Below are 17,383 nucleotides of genomic sequence, written 5' to 3' on the forward strand. Positions count from 1 at the left end.
CGCGCCGGCCTTGGGCTCTATTCGATCGACAGGGTGACGGCGTCTTCCGTGACGTCCGCCACCTCGATACTTCCGGTGAAGAGCTCCTCGAACGTGAAGTTGCGGAGGACGATCGAATAACTCCCCTCGTCGATCGCCGCCGCCGCGGTCGAGAACGAGTGCTCCAGGCCGTCGATATCGATGTCCCCTTCGAACTCACCCGACGTGATCCAGTAGGGAGTCCCCTCGACCCGCACGGGCACCAGGGCGCAATCGTCGTTCGTGGGCTCACCGTCGATGAAGTCGGTCTCCCCGACCCCCCAGGCCCCGTCCACGAACGTCGCGCAGCCCGCCGTGGCGGCTTCGTCGGAAGCGATCGCGAGCTCCGTCGTATCGAGGCTGCTGCCGCCCGCGCCGCCGCCGCCTTCCGCATTGCCGCCCGTGCCCGCGCCGCCGCCGCCTTCGGCGCTGCCGCCCGTGCCCGCGCCACCTCCGCCTTCGGCGCTGCCGCCCGTGCCTGCGCCGCCACCGCCTTCGGCGCTGCCGCCCGTGCCCGCGCCGCCGCCGCCTTCGGCGCTGCCGCCCGTGCCTGCGCCGCCGCCGCCTTCCTCATGGCCGCCCGTGCCCGCGCCGCCGCCACCTTCGGCAGTCCCGCCCGCGCCGCCGCTACCAAAGCTGATCTCATCATCCCCGCAGGCAACCAGCAAGCACCCAAGAAAGACGATCGAACTCCACTTCATGCGCACCTCGGCTCTCTGTGACGCGCGGTAGCGTAACATGAGCTACAGGTACGCCAAAAATATCGGCCCGCACGGCCGAACCCGCACTCTCGCGACGCGCCCGCGGCGGTCACTCCGAAATGCGGGAGGTCGCCCCCACCGCTCCGTCATGGAGCCTTCGTCACTGCCGAAGGAAGAATGCTCGCCGACGCGGAATGACGCTCGATGCCACGCCGGCGCCGCCGCGGCGCGTCCGGCGGGACAGCCGCGGCTCCCCGCCCTCCCGCCGCTCTTCTCAGCCCCTCAGGACCCGATCCGGATCCGCTTCTTCAGCGCGGCGAGCTCGTCGTCGACCGCCGACCCGCCCGGCTTGTCCGCGCTGCCGGCGCCGGCGCTGCCGCGGCCGTGCTCGAGCTGGGCGAACTTCGCCTCCAGCTCGGCCGCCGACAGCCCGCCGCCGGAGATCGCCTCCTCGATCTCGCGCGACGCCGCGACCTGCGCCACCTGCCCCTCGACCTGCTCCTCCATGCGCCGGAACTCGGAGAAGGCGCTCTGGCCGCCCCGCGCCCCGAGCCCCTCGGCGCCGCCGCCGGCGCGCTGCTGCTGGATCTGCGCCGCGAGCGTGCCCTTCCGCGCCTGGAACTCCTCCTGCTTGGCCTCCATGCGCTCGAGCTCGGTCTTCATCGAGAGCACCGCGGAGCGCTGCTCCGCGCGCATCGCCTCGGCGCGGTCGCGCTCGCCCACCACCCGCTTCTTCTGCACGAGCGCCTCGCGCGCGAGCTTCTCGTCGTTCGCCTTCAGCGCGAGCTCGGCGCGCTTCTCCCACTTCTCCGCCTCGGCGTCGAGCTCGTCGACCTTCTTGCGCAGCACCTTCTCGGCCGCCACCGCGTCGACCAGCTCCTTCCGCGCCGCGCGGACCTGGTCCTTCATCTCCTCGACGATGAGATCCAGCGACTTTTTCGGATCTTCCGCCTTGTCGAGGAGCGCGTTGACGTTGCTCGAGATGACCTTTCCCATCCGGTCGAAGATGCCCATGCCGCTAGCGTGCACCGCCCCGCCGCCCCTGTAAAGCGCCCGCGCGCGGGGCCGCGGGGCCCCCGCGGCCCCGGGGAGACCGGCGATCAGGGCGGCGGCGGGTACGCCGGACCGAAGCTCGACTCCACCGACGACCGCGTCGTCAGCAGCGGCGTCTTCAGCGTCTCGTCCTCGTACAGCGGCCTCACCACGCAGGTGTCCTCCCCGCACTCCCCCCCCTCGACGAACGCGACGTCGGCGACCAGCCAGTACCGGGTGCTCCCGTCGGCCGGCGCGAACGTGACGGGCGCCTCCGGGTCGTAGAACCCGGTCGGGCCGAGATCCGCCCCCAGGGAGCCATTGCAGAAGATCTTGATCCGCGGGTGAACCGCGTAGTTCCGGCCATGCGCCGAGTAGTAATGGACGCCGATCCGCGTCCACTGCCCGAACGGCGGAAAATCCACGTTGATGTTCTCGGGCGCGCAAAAATCATCGCTGTCCGGGTTCGTGACGTCGGGGTCGCACGTGATGTTGTCGATATCGAGCCGCGGGTTGTAGCAACCCTGGCCGAGATCGCGCCACGCCTGCCCGGCGCCGCGAGGGGCGTAATAACACGTGTTCTTGGCCTCCTCCGGGTCCGCATACCAGCTCACCGGCTCCGGCGGCGACGCGCCGTCGCTGAACCACCGGAGCTCCGGATCCGACCCCAGCGTGTCCACGGTGCAGTTGTTGTAACCGCAGTCGTCCGGCGAGCCGGCGACGGCCCACGGCCGCGTGTCGCCCGGCTTGTGCAGGTGCAGATCGAGATCCACCCCTTCGCCGCCGAGGTCGTGCTCCCACTCGAGCTCGACCCGTAGGCCGGGCGCGCCGACGTAAAGGGCATACTCGCACGAGTCGGTCGCGCCGTCGGCGAGGCGCTTCGTGTAGATGACCTTGTACTCCCCCGACTGGAGCGGCTTGTAATCATCCGCCGGGCTCGCCCCGGAGACCGCCGGACACGGGTCGATGCCCGCGGGGCAAACGACGCTCCAGGTCTCCGAGCCAGGCTCGGCGTCCACGCTGAACGTGCCTGTCCCCTCCTTCAGATCCACGTTCGCGAACGGAGGCACCCTCAGCGCGTGGCACCCCGCGGGGTTCTCGCTGAAGCACGCCTCGGTCGCGTGGCTGCCGCCGACGCAGGGCCCCCAGACGCCCACCTCGTTGCAAAGCTCGGTGCCCGGAAAACACCCCTCCGCCCCGCGGTACGACGGATCGCCCATGAAGCACGCGTGCGCCTGCCCCGCGACGCAGGAGCACGTCTCGTCGACCTGACCGTCGCAGTCGTCGTCGAGGCCGAGGTGGTTGAGATCGCAGAGCTCCTCGGGACCGCACTGGGTCCCGCACGGGTTCACGGCAGCATCGCCGGCGCCGGCGTCGTCGTCGCCAGGGGCAGCCCCGCCAAGGCCGTTATCCGGAACGAAATCACCGCTGCCGCTGCCGACCTCGGGCGCGCCGCCGCCGCCCGCGCCGCCTCCGCCGTCGCCGGGCGCGCCGCCGCTCGCGCCGATCTCGACGTGCGGACCCGAGGCGTGGCAGCCGACCGCGACGAACACACCCGATGTCGCGGCCCCGAGAAATGCGAGGAGCGCAGAGGAGACGCCGAGATGACGCATGAAACCTCCATGTCTCGCCAGCGCGCGGTGGAGCGGCTCGGGCAGGCAGGCGCGCCCGGCGAGACACCGGCGATGAACAGCGAGGTTCCTGGTTTAGCAGACTTGGCGCGATACCAAAGCTCGCACGAGCGTAATCAAAGCACGCTCGTGAGAACGGATGTCCCGACGCCCTGTCCGGGCATATGTCGCCGGAGGATGGGTGTCAGTCCGTCGCGCGCGGACCCCTCGCGGCCTCGGCCGCGAGCGCCGCCTGCGCCGCGGCGAGGCGGGCGATGGGGACGCGGAACGGGGAGCAAGACACGTAATCGAGCCCCGCCCGCTCGAAGAACGCAATCGAGCTCGGATCGCCGCCGTGCTCGCCGCAGACACCGAGCTTCAGCCCGGGCCGCGCCGCGCGCCCACGATCCCGGCCGATCTCCACGAGCTCTCCGACGCCCGGCACGTCCAGCGACTGGAACGGATCCTTCGCGAAGATGCCGGCCTCGACGTACGCGCCGAGGAACCGGCCCGCGTCGTCGCGCGAGATGCCCAGCGTCGTCTGCGTGAGATCGTTCGTGCCGAAGCTGAAGAACTCGGCCTCCTCGGCCAGCTCGCCGGCCCTGAGCGCGGCGCGCGGGAGCTCGATCATCGTCCCGAACCGGACGTCGACCCGCCGCCCCTTCTCGGCGAAGACCTTCTCGGCGACCCCCTCGACGAGCTCGCGCGTGAGGGCGAGCTCGCGCCGGGTCATGCTGAGCGGGATCATGATCTCCGGCTCCACCTCGATGCCCGCCGCCGCGACCTCGCACGCCGCCTCGAGGATGGCGCGCGCCTGCATCTCGTAGATCTCCGGCGACGTGATCGCCAGCCGGCAGCCGCGGTGGCCGAGCATGGGGTTGTACTCGGCGAGCTCCTCGCTCTTGCGCTGGAGATCCTCCGCGGAGACGCCCGTCGCCCTCGAGAGCTGCTGGAGCTGCGCCTCGTCCTGCGGCAAGAACTCGTGCAGCGGCGGATCGAGCAGCCGGATCGTCACCGGCAGGCCGGCCATCTCCCGGAAGACGCCCACGAAATCGCTGCGCTGGAACGGGAGCAGCTTCGCGAGCGCGCGCCGCCGCCCGAGCTCGCCGTCCGCGAGGATCATCTCGCGCACCGCCTGGATGCGCTCCTCGTCGAAGAACATGTGCTCGGTGCGGCAGAGCCCGATGCCCTCGGCGCCGAAGTTGCGCGCCGTCCTCGCGTCGTGCGGCGTGTCGGCGTTCGACCGCACCCGGAGGCGCCGGACCGCGTCGGCCCAGGCCATGAGCTCCTCGAACTCGCCGCTCAGCGCCGCCGGGATGGTCGGCACCGCCCCGAGGTAGACCGTGCCGGTGCCGCCGTCGAGCGTGATGAGATCGCCGTCCTTCACCGTGATCGTGCCGGTCGCGCGCCCGTGGTCGTCGTAGATCGTCACCGCCATCCGCCCCTGGCTCACGCTGATGGCCGAGCAGCCGGCGACGCAGCTCTTGCCCATCCCCCGCGCCACCACGGCCGCGTGGCTCGTCATGCCGCCGCGGGCCGTCAGGATGCCGCGCGCCGCCTTCATGCCGTGGATGTCCTCCGGCGACGTCTCGGACCGCACGAGGATGACCGCCCTGCCCTGGCCCGCGCGCCGCTCCGCCTCGTCCGCGCTGAACACCACCTGCCCCGTCGCCGCCCCGGGGCTCGCCGGCAGGCCGCGCGCGAGCAGCGACTTCGGCGCGCTCGGGTCGATGCTCGGGTGCAGCAGCTGATCGATCGAGCCCGGATCCACCCGCAGGATGGCCTCCCGCTGGCTGATCAGGCCCTCCTTGGCCATCTCGACCGCGATGCGCACGGCCGCGCGGCCCGTGCGCTTGGCGGTGCGGCACTGGAGCAGGAAGAGCTCGTTCTGCTGGATCGTGAACTCCAGGTCCTGCACGTCGCGGAAGTGCTGCTCGAGCTTGCCCTGCACCTCGACGAGCGCCGCGTACGCCGCGGGCATCCGCGCCTCGAGCGAGCTCTCGTCGTCCACGCCGCCGCCGCCGCCCTCGCCGGCGCCGATCCTCGACAGCGGGTGCGGCGTGCGCACCCCCGCGACGACGTCCTCGCCCTGCGCGTTGGGGAGCCACTCGCCATAGAAGCGCCGCTCTCCGGTCGACGGATCGCGCGTGAACGCGACCCCCGTGCCGGAGTCGTCGCCCAGGTTGCCGAACACCATCCCCTGGACGGTGCAAGCTGTCCCCCAGGCCTCCGGGATGTCGTGCATCTTCCGGTACACCTGGGCCCGGTGGTTCTTCCAGCTATCGAATACGGCGCCGATCGCCCCCCAGAGCTGCGCGTAGGGATCGTCGGGGAACGGGCGGCCCGTCGCCCCGAGGACGATATCCTTCTGGCGCTGGATCAAGGCCGCGAGCGACTCCGGATCGAGCTGGGAGTCGGGCACCTTGCGCTCGAGCTCGGCGGAGTTCAGGCGCGTCGCGTCGACGCCGAGCTTCGCGGCGGCCTGCCTGCGCGCGCGGCCGAGCGCCTCCTCGAAGCGGTCGCGGGGCACGCCGAGCACGATATCGGCATACGCCAGGATGAACCGCCGATAGGCGTCGAGCGCGAATCGCTCGCTGCCCGTGCGCCGCGCGAGCCCCCGCGCGATCTCGTCGTTCAGGCCGAGGTTCAGGATGGTATCCATCATTCCCGGCATGGACGCGCGCGCGCCCGAGCGGACCGACACGAGCAGCGGCGCCTCGGGGCTGCCGAACTCCGCGCCGCGCAGCGACTCCAGCCGGCCGATCGCCGCCTTGATCTCGTCCTCGACGCCGGCGGGGAGCGCCTTGCCCGAGGCGTAATAGGCGTTGCAGACCTCGGTGGTGACCGTGAAGCCCGGCGGCACCGGGATGCCGAGGCGGGTCATCTCGGCGAGCCCCGCGCCCTTTCCGCCGAGCAGATCCTTCTGCTGTGCGTCCCCGTCCGCCTGCCCTGCGCCGAAGAAATATATCGATCTCCCCATGGCGGGCGCACGCTAGACCGTCCTCGCAGTCAGGTCGAGAGCCCTCGAACGGCGGAATGGAGGTACGACGGACGGCCGACCGCCGACGTCCCCTATCGGATCCAGAGCCGTCGGAACCGCGGCGTGCACCTCACGCGTGCACCTCACAAAAATACCGGCTCTCGACGGCGGACGAGCTATGAAGCCGCGCATGAAGCGCTTCTCTCTCGTCCTCGTTGCGATGTTCGCCGTCCCCCTCACCGCGTGCGATCAGAAGCCCGCCTCACAGGCGATCGCCGACGCGCCGGTGAGCGCCTCGGTCAAGCCGGCCCCGCCGCCGGCGCCCACCCCCGAGCCCGCCGCCTCGCCGCAGCCGCCGCCCGAGCCCGCCGGCCTGCCCGCGCCGCCGGACGTCGCGGCGCCGCCCGCCGACGCGCAGAAGACGGCATCGGGCCTCGCGTCCAAGGTGCTGGCGCCGGGCAAGGACACGGCGCATCCCGGCCCGGACGACAAGGTGACGGTCCACTACACGGGGTGGACCACGGACGGGAAGATGTTCGACAGCTCCATCGTCCGCAACGAGCCGGCCACCTTCCCGGTGGGCGGCGTGATCAAGGGGTGGACGGAAGCGCTCCAGCTCATGAGCAAGGGCGAGAAGCGCCGCCTCTGGATCCCCGGGGCTCTCGCCTATGGCGACACGCCGGCCCAGCCGGGCGCCCCGGCCGGAATGCTGGTGTTCGACGTCGAGCTGCTCGACTTCGCCCCCGCGCCGAAGCCGCCGCCCGCGCCGAAGGACGTGAAGGCGGCGCCGAAGACCGCGAAGAAGACCGCCTCCGGGCTCGCCTACCAGGTCCTGCAGAAGGGCACGGGCACCGAGCACCCGAAGCCGACGAGCCGCGCCGTCGTCCACTACACGGGCTGGACGACCGACGGGAAGATGTTCGACAGCTCCATCGTCCGCGACGAGCCGGCCACCTTCCCGGTGGGTGGCGTGATCAAGGGGTGGACCGAGGGCTTACAGCTGATGGTGAAAGGCGAGAAGGCGCGATTCTGGATACCGGCCGACCTCGCCTACGGCGACAAGCCCACACGGCCCGGCGCGCCCGCCGGCATGCTGGTGTTCGACGTCGAGCTCATCGACTTTCGCTGAACCGTCGGCCGGCGCTTTACATCCGGCCGACTGCCTGGTCACATGATGGCTGCGAGCGGCCAGGCATGCTGACATCCATCCGACTCAGGAACTTCAAGAGCTTCGCCGATCAAACGGTGGAGCTGTCCCCCTTCACGCTGCTGCTCGGGGCCAACGGCTCCGGGAAGAGCAACTTCCTCGACGCCCTGCGCTTCCTGCAGGGCGTCGGGCTGGATCTACCCCTGTGCGACATCTTCCGCGGCCGCGTCGACGGCAGGCGCGAGGTGTGGCCGGGCCTGCGCGGCGGCACGCAAGGGGCCACGCACAGGGGCGCCAAATCGTTCACCATCGAGAGCCGATGGGCGATCGGGAAGGAGGAGCTCACACACAAGATCACGTGTCAGGTCGAGCCTGACGTGATCGTGGAGCACGAGTCGCTCGAGGCGAAGTCGGCCGGGGGCCCGCTCTTCGACACGCCGGCGTCGGCGCTGAAGGGGCTGGAGGGGTTCGCCTCGGGCGGAGCGATGAAGGCGGCGTCGAAGAAGGGCCGCTCGATGCGGATCGCATCCATGGATCGCAACCCCGCCCGGCGCAGCCTGCTCGGCCAGATAGAGCACCACCGCGGGCGCGGCGAGGACGTGAGCCTCGCGGACGTCATCGCGCTCTGCAACGCGCTCCAGGTCGCGATGCGGAGCACGCTGTCGCTCGACATCGATCCTTCGCGGATGAGGGGTTATGTGCCGCACGAGATAGAGAACCTCGGCGCCGGCGGGCAGAACCTCTCCGCCGTGCTCCGCTGGCTCTGCCAGGAGGCCGAGCACAAGGCCGATGTGCTCGGCTGGGTGCGCTCGATCTTCGCGCCCGAGATCGAAGATATCGAGTTCGCCGAGACGGGCCTCGGCGACGTCATGATGGTGCTCGTCGAGAAGGGCGGCGCCCGCGTGCCGGCGCCGAGCCTCCCGGACGGCGCGCTGCGCGCGCTCGGCAAGATCGCCGGCGTGCTCACCGCGCCGGAGGGGTCGCTCCTCCTCGTGGAGGACCCGGACGCCGGCTTGCACCCCGAGCGCGCCGCCGTGCTCGCGCAGCTCCTCGAGGGGGCGGCGCGGCCCTCCGTCTGCCAGATCGTGGCGGCGACGCACTCGCCCGCGCTGCTCAGGGGGGTGTCGAAGCAGGGCCTCAGCCGCGCGATCGCGTTCCAGCGCGACCCCGAGACCTCCGCCACGACGACGCGCCGCCTCGCCGACCTCCCGCGCTTCGAGGACCTGGCCGAGCGCGATCCCGGAGAGCTGCTCTCCTCGAAGGCGCTCTCCGCGTAGACGCGGCGAACCAACCCCTGTACAGCTCTATCATTGCATTGCAGTGTCGCGGGCTCGCGATAACGATAACCAATTTCATTTTCTTGAAATGCGTTGTGGCTGCGCACAATGCCATCTAGGGTCCTCCGCGAATCGACAGCGCGGCGCTCGCCGCGCGAACACAGCGTCAAAGAGGTCCTCACATGCTTTCTCAGAAAACTGCACTTCAACTGGTCCTCTGTCTGACCATCGGGTTCTCGGCGGCTGCCTGCTCTGACGACGGTGGCGAGACCGACACCAGCACCAGCACCAGCACCAGCAGCTCGACCAGCAGCAGCAGCAGCAGCAGCAGCGCGGGCCAGGGCGGCGGCACCGGCGGGACCGACGGCCAGGGCGGCGGCACCGGCGGCTCGGATGTCGGTACCGGCGGCCAAGGCGGCACCGGCGGCGCGGATGTCGGCACGGGCGGCCAGGGCGGCGGCACCGGCGGCGCTGGCACCGGCGGCGAAGGCGGCTCCGCTCCCAGCGACCCCCTCTGCGGCGCGGACACCGCGACCTTCGCTGATGTACGGCCGATCCTGACGACGAACTGCGCGGGGTGCCACGGCAACGCCGGCCCCGCGGCCGCCGGCCTCGATCTCCGCGCGAACGCGGCCCATGGCGAGCTCGTCGACGGGGATAGCACGGAATGCGCCGGCAAGATGCTCGTCGTGCCGGGCAAGCCGAGCGAGAGCTACATCATCAACAAGGTGCGCGGCACCGGCCTCTGCGGCGACGACACGCGCATGCCGCCCCCGGCCTCGGGCATGGCCCTTCCCGAGGCCAGCATCAAGAAGATCAACGACTGGATCTGCGCCGGCGCTCCCCAGTGAGCCCCTCGGCCCGGCTCAGCGCCTGTCCCTGCAGCGCAGGCGCTCAGTAGACCTTGCAGCGCGCGCCGCCCGCGGCGCGCGCATACGGGATCTTCGCGCTGCGCCCCTTCACGTAGATCGCCCCGCCCGGAGCGGGCCTCGGGATCACGGCGCCCGTCGCGAGCGGCCGTCCTGTGGGCAGCTCCTCGACCTCGATGACGATATCGTTCCCCTCCTGATCGACCGCCGAGATCGAGGGTCGCCGGCTCTCCTCGTCGGGAGCGCCGCCCGGGCAGGGCACCCCGCGCGCGCTCAGCGCGATGGCCAGCGTATTGGCCGAGGTCTCCGGCGCGCCGGCCGCCCACTGGAACCTGGGATCGCGCGCTTCCCCCACCTCCACGGCCAGGCAGCTGCAGCGCTCCTTGCGCGAGTCGGCGCGCGCGAGCGAGAGATCGTGCCGCACGCCCACCCACGACGAGGGCGCCCGCTCCTCGGGCGTCGACGGGGCGCCGCCGAAATCGTCGGACGCGCCGAAAGCCCTGCGCGGCGCCTTCTTCTTCGCGCCCGCCTGTTCCGCCGGCGCGGCGGGATCGACGGTGTCGCCCTCCCAGAACGCCGCGGCGCCAGCGTGCTGGTTGCCGCCGCAGGCGGCGAGGAAGACTCCGGAGAGGAGCGCAGCGAAGCGCGCAATCTGGACGCCCGAGAGGAGCATGCAGCGCGATCTTCGCACCGGCGCCGCCGGCGGCCAAGGTTTGTGCTGAGTCGGAGAGAAAAGAGAGAGAAACGCTGCTAGGCGAGAACACACACGCTGCGCGCCGGACGCCCGGCGCGCAGCGCAGGAGCCGTCACTTCGGCTTGATCTCGGTCAGGACGAGCAGGTAATCCGGCGAGTTGTTCGGCGACAGCTTCGCGTACGGGTTCTCCTTGCTGGGCCACCCGACGAAGCGCTTCGTGCTGTACTCGCCCCAGGACGGGTTCTTGAACAGCGGGATGACCGGCACCTGCGTGGCGTAGATCATCTGCAGCTCCTCGACGATGCTCTTCTGCTCCGCCGGATCCGTCGCGGCCGCGAACTTCTTGAACAGCGGCTCGGCCTCCTTGGCGGAGAAGCGGTGCCAGTTGCGGTTCGAGACCTCGCCGACGGCCTTCACGAACTCCGGGGCCATGAGATCGCGGTAGTAGTTGAACGGCGTGGGCTCGGTGTTGGTCCAGCCCATCGACATGTCGAACGTGCCCTTCTGGAGCGCCTCGAAGAACGCGCTGAAGTCGTACGTCTTCAGCGTGGCCTCGATGCCGACGGCCTTCAGGCTCTGCGTGGTGATCTGGACCGCGCGCACCCAGTCGGACCAGCCGGTCACGACGTTGATGTCGAACTTCAGCGGCTTGCCGTCCTTCGCGCGGATGCCGTCGGCGCCCTTGGCGTAGCCGGCCTCGTCGAGGAGGGCGTTCGCCTTGGCCACGTCGAAGGTCGTCCAGTCGCCGGCCGCGGCGGCCTTGTCGCTGCGCCAGCGCCCGTAGGCGTCGTCGAGCCCGGTCCCGTCCGCGCCGACCGTGTAGCCGTTGACCGCGACCTTCGCGATCTGGGCGCGGTCGATGGCCATGCTGATGGCCTTGCGCAGCTTGATGTCGTTGAACGGCTTCTTCGTGGCGTTCGGGTAGAGCGTCACGGTGCCGCCGACGAGCGGGAACCAGTAGTGGTTGTTCTCCGGGTCCTTGGCGACGTAGGTCTTGTCGATGTCGGGCACGAAGTTGCCGGCCCAGTCGACCTCGCCGTTGATGAGCGCCAGGTTCGCCTGGTCGTTGCCCGGGTACGCCGGGAAGCGGAGCCCCTCGACCGCCGGCTTGCCCTTCTGCCAGTAGTTCGGGTTCTTGCCGAGCTCGTAGATCTGGTTCTGGAAGGTCTTCACCTCGGTGAAGGGCCCCGTCGCGACCGGGTTCTCGTTCGTGAACGTGACCGGGTCGGCCACGTCCTTCCACTTGTGCTCCGGCACGATCGGCTGATGGCCGATGTAGGTGAGGCCGGGGACGAACGCCTCCTTGAAGATGAACTCGACCGTGCTGTCGCTCTTGGCCTCGACCGACTCGACGAGCTTCCACACGCCCGTGAGATCGAGCGCCGGGAACTTCTTGAGGAGCCCGAACGTGAACGCGACGTCCTTCGCCGAGAAGGGTTGTCCGTCAGACCACTTGACTTCGGGGCGGGTCGTGAAGGTGAGCTTCTTGTTCGCGTCGCTCCACTCGTACTTCGTGGCGAGCCACGGGACGTACTCGCCCTTCATCGTGTTGTACACGATCATGGGCTCGTAGATGCCTGCGACGGTGGGGAAGCGCGTGGCCCCCTCGCCGAGAAGGGGGTTGAAGTTGCGCACCCAGGACGCCTGCTGCTCCCTGGAGATGGTGACGAACTTCGCGCCGCCCTTCGCATCGCCCTTCGCAGCGGGACCGGCTGCAGCCCCGGCCGAGCCCGCGGGCGCCGTGCCACCGGACTCGGACCCCTTGTTGTCGCAGGCCGCCGTGGCGCCGACGGATAGGACGAGCGCCGAAAGGGCAAAAATGCGGCGCGACATGGATCGACTCTTCATAAGCTTGCTCCCTACGCGGCGACCTCGGTCGCCCACGACGATCCTCTCACTCGACCGACAGCTCGCAGCGCCGCAGCGCAGCGACAACAGCAGACCGTACGGCGGCGCCACGGATGAGCCGCGACTGCGGCGACCTGACGCCGGCGCACTCTACCGGCCGAGGTAGAGAAGTGTCAACCTGACGAATCGAGGGATTCCCCGGCCACCGCGCCGCCCGCGACCTGATCGGATGCGCACGCCGGGGCCGCGGCGCACCGCAGCAAGCCGCGCGCGCGCTCGCTTTCATCCCGCGCGTTCCCGCGCGCTCAGAACTCGGCCGGATCGCTGTAGGTCCCCAGGACGTCGCGCAGCACGTCGCAGATCTCCTGCTCGGTCGCGTACGCGCTGGCCGCCGCGATGAGGGGCGGCATCAGGTTGTCACGGCCGCGCGCGGCGCTCCTCACGTCGGCCAGGGCGCGCCGCACCCGGTCCTGATCGCGCTGGGCCTTGACCCGGGCCAGGTTCTCGCACTGAACGCGCTGCACCCCCTCGTCGATCCGGAGGAGGGGGATCGTCTTCTCGCCCACGGCGGCGTAGCGGTTGACGCCCACGGTGATCCGCTCGTTCGATTCCAGCTCTCGCTGAAACCTGTAGGCCGATGCGGCGATCTCGCGCTGCGGATACCCCTTCTCGATGGCGGCCACCATCCCGCCCATCTCGTCGATCCGCTGGATGTACTCGAGGGCCTCCTTCTCCAGGCGGTCCGTGAGCCACTCCACATAATAGCTCCCGCCGAGCGGATCGATGGTGTTCGCGACCCCGCTCTCGTGGGCGATGATCTGCTGGGTCCGGAGGGCGATGGTCACGCTCTCCTCGGTCGGGAGCGCGTACGTCTCGTCGAGCGAGTTCGTGTGGAGCGACTGGGTGCCGCCGAGCACGGCGGCGAGCGCCTGGAGCGAGACGCGGACCACGTTGTTGTACGGCTGCTGCGCCGTCAGCGACACGCCGGCCGTCTGCGCGTGCGTCCGGAGCTTCATGCTCTCGGCCTTCTTCGCCCCGTACCGCACCTTGAGGAACCGCGCCCACATGCGGCGCGCGGCGCGGAACTTCGCGATCTCCTCGAAGAAGTCGCTGTGGACGTCGAAGAAGAACGACAGGCGTGGCGCGAAGGCGTCGACGTCGAGGCCGCGCGCGACGCAGCTCTCGACGTAGGCGAGCCCGTCCGCGAGCGTGAACGCGAGCTCCTGCGCGGCGGTCGAGCCCGCCTCCCGGATGTGGTAGCCGCTGATCGACACCGAGTTCCACCGCGGCACCTCGCGCGCGCAGAACTCGATCATGTCGGTCACGACGCGCATCGCCGGGCGCGGCGGGACGAGCCAGGCGTGCTGGGCGATGAACTCCTTGAGGCAGTCGTTCTGCACGGTGCCGCCGATGCGGCTCCGCGGGATCCCGCGCTTGTCGGCGAGCGCGATATAGAACGCGAGCAGCACGGCGGCGGGGCCGTTGATGGTCATCGACGTCGTCACCTGGTCGAGCGGGATGCCGTCGAAGAGCACCTCCATGTCGCGGAGCGTGTCGACCGCGACACCGCACATCCCCACCTCGCCGAGCGACCGCGGAGAGTCGGAGTCGTAGCCCATGAGGGTCGGGAAATCGAAGGCGGTCGACAGGCCCGTCTGGCCCTCTGCGAGAAGGTATTTGAACCGCGCGTTCGTCTGCTCCGGCGTGCCGAAGCCCGCGAACATCCGCATGGTCCAGAGCCTGCCGCGGTACATCGTCGGCTGGACGCCCCGCGTGAACGGGTACTCCCCGGGCAGCCCGAGATCCGCCGCGTGGTCGACCGGCGCGTCGGCCGGGGTCGCGAGGTCGGGGACGTCGATGCCGCTCCACGTGGTGAAGCGCTCGCTCCGCGGCGGGAAGCGCGCCGACGCCTCGGCGACCGGGCCCGCGCGCCACGCGGCCACCGCGCGCCGGAGCGCCGCGAGCCCTGCCTCGTCGAGCGCGAGCCCCTCTCCGCCCCCGCCGTTCGTGGAACGGACCGCGTCGCCGCCGTTCGCGTCGGCGTTTTCCGGGGACCCGACCGCGCGGTCCGCTGCGGTCTCCGGAGGGGGGGTGATCTCTCGGGGCGCCATGGCCGGCATTTTAGCGCGGCGCGCGCGCGGCGACGCCAGGCAATGCCGGCGAACGCGCCGGGGCGGCGGGCGTGCGCCGCATCACGGGCAGTCCGCGTGGAACACCGCGGAAGCGACCGGCGTCGCCCCGTCTTCCAGCGAGTCCTCGATCGCACCCGTGATGCGGATCCCCTCCGCGGCGCAGAGCGCCGCCGCGGCGTCGGCCGGGAGCGTCCCGCCCTGAGCGCCGGTATCGACGGTGAACGCCACGGTGACGTCGCTGTCCGGAGCGACCTCGACCGGCAGCGCCGCCGTGGTCTCGACGGGGAGCGGCTCGACGATCGAGGTCTTCTGGTCGGCGCTCGAGATCGCGAAGGTGCGCACCGCGACGCGGCTGGGCCCGCTGGCCCGCGCGCCCAGGTGCAGTTCCAGCGCGAAGCTCGCGATCAGGCCGGTCCCGAGCGCATTCGACGAGACGGTCGCCTCGGGCGCCGCGATGGACGGCTCGACGAACACGGCCGCGTCGGTGTTGATGCAGCCGCTCGCCGCCACGGCGAGCACCGCAACGGCGAGCGTGGTGGCGGCGGAACGCCTGGCGCGGGCCTTCATGGGCTCACTCTCTCCCGGCCCGACCGGTCCTGTCCAGATCGGCGGCGCCGCAGTTCCGCTCAGGGCGGCGGCGGGTTGACGCCCTTGGAGCGGGCCAGGGCGCAGCCGAGCTCCACGTTGGTCGGCCCCTTGTCGGTCCGCACGACCTTGAACTCGACGCGCCGGTTCTTCTCCCAGGCGGCCGCGTTGTGGGCCGGATCGATCGGGCAGTACTCGCCGTAGCCCATCGAGCGAACGCTGTTCTTGTTGACCCCGCGCTGCGCGAGCGCCGCGGCGACCGCGTCCGCGCGGGCCTGGGTCAGCTTGAGGTTGTACGCGTCGGCCGAGCGCTCGTCGGCGTGCCCCTGCACCTCGATCATCGTGAACTCCGGGTGGTGCTTCAGCGTCTCGGCCACCGCCTGCACGATGCCGAACGACTCCGGGAGGATCTCGGCGCTGCCGGTCGCGAACTGGATCTTCTCGAGGATGACGATGTTGTTCTCCTCGATCACGACGCTGCCCTTGTCCGGGCACCCGTCCTCGTCCTCGAGGCCGTTGAACGTCTCCGGATCGTTCGGGCACTTGTCGGCCACGTCCGGGATGCCGTCCCTGTCGTTGTCGGGCTCCGGGCACCCGTCCTCGTCCTCGAAGTCGTCCTTGTCCTCGGGGTCATTCGGGCACTGATCGGACTTGTCGGGGATGCCGTCCTTGTCGTTGTCCGGATCCGGGCAGCCGTCCTTGTCCTGGAAGCCGTCGCGGTCCTCCGGGTCGTCCGGGCACTTGTCGCGCGAGTCGAGGATGCCGTCGCCGTCGCGATCGCCGTCGCTCCCCTCCGGGCAGCCGTCGTCGTCCTCGTCGCCGTCGCGGTCCTCCGGGTTGTTCGGGCAGCGATCGTCGACGTCGAGGATGCCGTCCTCGTCGTTGTCCGGATCCGGGCAGCCGTACTTCCCGGGGGGCGAGTCCGCCTTCGTGTCCTGGAAGCCGTCGTAGTCCTCGGGCTCGTCGGGGCAGTCGTCCTGATCGTCCTTGATGCCGTCGCCGTCCCGATCGCCGATGGACGGCTCGAAGACGAACCCGATGGTCCCGCGCTGCGCCGCGGCCTGGAACCCGGGCGTGTACCCGACCCCGAAGCCGAGCATGAGGAAGCTGTTCCGCTCGATGAAGAGCTTGATGCCCCCGATCGCCTCGGCCGACAGCTTCTGCTCGGCGCTGTCGCCGCCGCCGACCTGCTGGGTCAGGTAGGTCTCGACCACGAGGTCGAGCGGCGTGAGGACGCGGTAGCTCATGCCGGCCCCGGCGGTGATCAGGTCGGAGTACTCGAGGTCCCCGTGCTCGAGCTGGAAGGTCGCGCCGTCCTGGCGCAGGCCGAACACCGGGTTCTTCCCGGCGTGGCCGCGGTAGCCGACGTTCGCCGCGATCCGGAACGGGTTGGTCGTGCCGAGCCGCTTCTCAAGGACGAGCTGCGGCCAGAAGAAGAACCCCGGATCCGACGCGAAGTCCTGGCTCCCGCCGACGCCGATCCCGGCCTGGGCGATCACCGCGAGCCCGATCACGTCCTGATCGGGGCGGAGAATGCGCGCCTTCGCGTGGACGGCCAGGTTGCCGAGCGCCTGCGCGTCGAGCGAGTCGTCGTTGTAGTTGGCGCTGCCGCCCGGGCCGATGTCGTCGACCGGCTTGCCCCCGTTGAGCACCACCGGGACCGAGAGCCCGACGACCAGGAAGTTGGCGATGCCGTAATCGAACTGGAACGTCCCCTGGAACGCGTGATTGAGCATCACCTCCGTTCCCCGGTCGTTCTCGGTGAGCGGCAGGATGTTGTGCCCGTAATCGAGCACGAGCCCCAGGCTGATGTCGTTCGCGCCGAGGATGTCCGCCCCGTTGACGGAGAAGAGCCCCTTGGAGTCGACCGCCGGCCGGAACAGGTGCAGGTCCATGCCGTCGCCGTTGGCGCCGTCTCCCGTGCGCGTCTGGGCCGCGGCGTCGCCCGCGGTGGCGGCGGTCATCGCGGCGCCGAGGACGAAGGAGAGCAGCCCGGCGCCCAGGCGGGAGGCTCGGCCGGGGCGCGCCTGGGCCGGGAGCCGGGCGTCGTTCGCCCCAGGAGCGCCTGGGAGCGGTTCGGCGGGGAGCAACGGGGAACGAGGCGTCATGGGAGGGTCCTCGGGGTCGTGTGAGGTCGCTATCGGGCGAGCGCGTGGGGCGCCCGGCGCCACGTACCACCGCGCGAATTCCGGTGTCAAACAGACGACGCGGCCAGCTCGCGGCGCGAGCGATCGCGGCGCCCGTTTGGACGTGCCACGCGACCTGCCACGCGACCCGCCGCGCGCCCGGCGCCGGGCGCTCAGCCCGGGAGCGGCGCGCGCCCGGCGCTCCCGCGCGAGGGCCCGTGATCTGCCGGAATCATGAGTTGATGCGCGCTGATGCGCGCCGGCGGGCCGCGCGGCCGAACACCGGGACGTCCGGGTAGGGCGAAGTTGTCCGGACGATCGGAGCGGAGTATTCCGTGGAAGGTTGGGGCAACAGGTGCTCGA

12 protein-coding genes are annotated in these 17,383 nt (G+C 70.7%); 3 read left to right on the forward strand and 9 right to left on the reverse strand.

The annotated features are described in order from the left end of the window. Positions 1 to 17 precede the first annotated feature (17 nt). The 4 genes from WME82_RS40565 to ppdK all read right to left on the reverse strand — a co-directional run bounded on the left by WME82_RS40565 (position 18) and on the right by ppdK (position 6,341). Positions 18 to 719, reverse strand: coding sequence for a hypothetical protein (locus WME82_RS40565; RefSeq protein ID WP_438039694.1), 702 nt, complete (start codon positions 717 to 719; stop codon positions 18 to 20). Positions 720 to 1,001: 282 nt separating this feature from the next. After that, on the reverse strand, positions 1,002 to 1,733 hold the full coding sequence (locus WME82_RS40570; RefSeq protein WP_437526597.1) for a PspA/IM30 family protein: 732 nt from the start codon (positions 1,731 to 1,733) through the stop codon (positions 1,002 to 1,004). Positions 1,734 to 1,819: 86 nt separating this feature from the next. Further along, a complete protein-coding gene (locus WME82_RS40575; RefSeq protein ID WP_438039695.1) occupies positions 1,820 to 3,364 on the reverse strand; it encodes a hypothetical protein in 1,545 nt (514 codons plus the stop codon). 202 nt (positions 3,365 to 3,566) lie between these two features. After that, positions 3,567 to 6,341 (reverse strand): pyruvate, phosphate dikinase, encoded by a 2,775-nt coding sequence (gene ppdK, locus WME82_RS40580; RefSeq protein ID WP_438039696.1) that lies wholly within the window; start codon positions 6,339 to 6,341, stop codon positions 3,567 to 3,569. Between the two features lie 190 nt (positions 6,342 to 6,531). Here ppdK and WME82_RS40585 point away from each other — a divergent pair, with 190 nt between their 5' ends. The 3 genes from WME82_RS40585 to WME82_RS40595 all read left to right on the forward strand — a co-directional run bounded on the left by WME82_RS40585 (position 6,532) and on the right by WME82_RS40595 (position 9,616). Further along, positions 6,532 to 7,470 carry an FKBP-type peptidyl-prolyl cis-trans isomerase gene (locus tag WME82_RS40585; protein WP_437741911.1) on the forward strand — a complete coding sequence of 313 codons (939 nt, stop codon included), beginning with the start codon at positions 6,532 to 6,534 and terminating at the stop codon, positions 7,468 to 7,470. Positions 7,471 to 7,535: 65 nt separating this feature from the next. Continuing rightward, positions 7,536 to 8,765: an AAA family ATPase gene (locus tag WME82_RS40590; protein ID WP_438039697.1), complete on the forward strand. Its 1,230-nt coding sequence runs from the start codon at positions 7,536 to 7,538 to the stop codon at positions 8,763 to 8,765. Positions 8,766 to 8,947: 182 nt separating this feature from the next. Then, entirely contained in the window at positions 8,948 to 9,616 is a 669-nt protein-coding gene (locus WME82_RS40595; protein WP_438039698.1) for a c-type cytochrome domain-containing protein, read from the forward strand. A 43-nt stretch (positions 9,617 to 9,659) separates the two neighbouring features. On the opposite strand, the gene WME82_RS40600 is transcribed toward WME82_RS40595, so the two are convergent. The 5 genes from WME82_RS40600 to WME82_RS40620 all read right to left on the reverse strand — a co-directional run bounded on the left by WME82_RS40600 (position 9,660) and on the right by WME82_RS40620 (position 17,002). After that, positions 9,660 to 10,307 (reverse strand): hypothetical protein, encoded by a 648-nt coding sequence (locus WME82_RS40600; RefSeq protein WP_438039699.1) that lies wholly within the window; start codon positions 10,305 to 10,307, stop codon positions 9,660 to 9,662. A gap of 133 nt (positions 10,308 to 10,440) precedes the next feature. Continuing rightward, a complete protein-coding gene (locus tag WME82_RS40605; RefSeq protein ID WP_438039700.1) occupies positions 10,441 to 12,162 on the reverse strand; it encodes an ABC transporter substrate-binding protein in 1,722 nt (573 codons plus the stop codon). Positions 12,163 to 12,482: 320 nt separating this feature from the next. Further along, positions 12,483 to 14,288: an acyl-CoA mutase large subunit family protein gene (locus tag WME82_RS40610; protein WP_438039701.1), complete on the reverse strand. Its 1,806-nt coding sequence runs from the start codon at positions 14,286 to 14,288 to the stop codon at positions 12,483 to 12,485. An 81-nt stretch (positions 14,289 to 14,369) separates the two neighbouring features. Beyond that, complete coding sequence (locus WME82_RS40615; RefSeq protein ID WP_438039702.1) at positions 14,370 to 14,876, reverse strand: hypothetical protein; 507 nt, start codon at positions 14,874 to 14,876, stop codon at positions 14,370 to 14,372. A gap of 59 nt (positions 14,877 to 14,935) precedes the next feature. Then, positions 14,936 to 17,002, reverse strand: a complete 2,067-nt coding sequence (locus WME82_RS40620; RefSeq protein ID WP_438039703.1) for an OmpA family protein — start codon at positions 17,000 to 17,002, stop codon at positions 14,936 to 14,938. Positions 17,003 to 17,383: the final 381 nt, after the last annotated feature.

Source organism: Sorangium sp. So ce128 (assembly GCF_051525245.1).
Classification (GTDB): Bacteria; Myxococcota_A; Polyangia; order Polyangiales; family Polyangiaceae; genus Sorangium; species Sorangium cellulosum_B.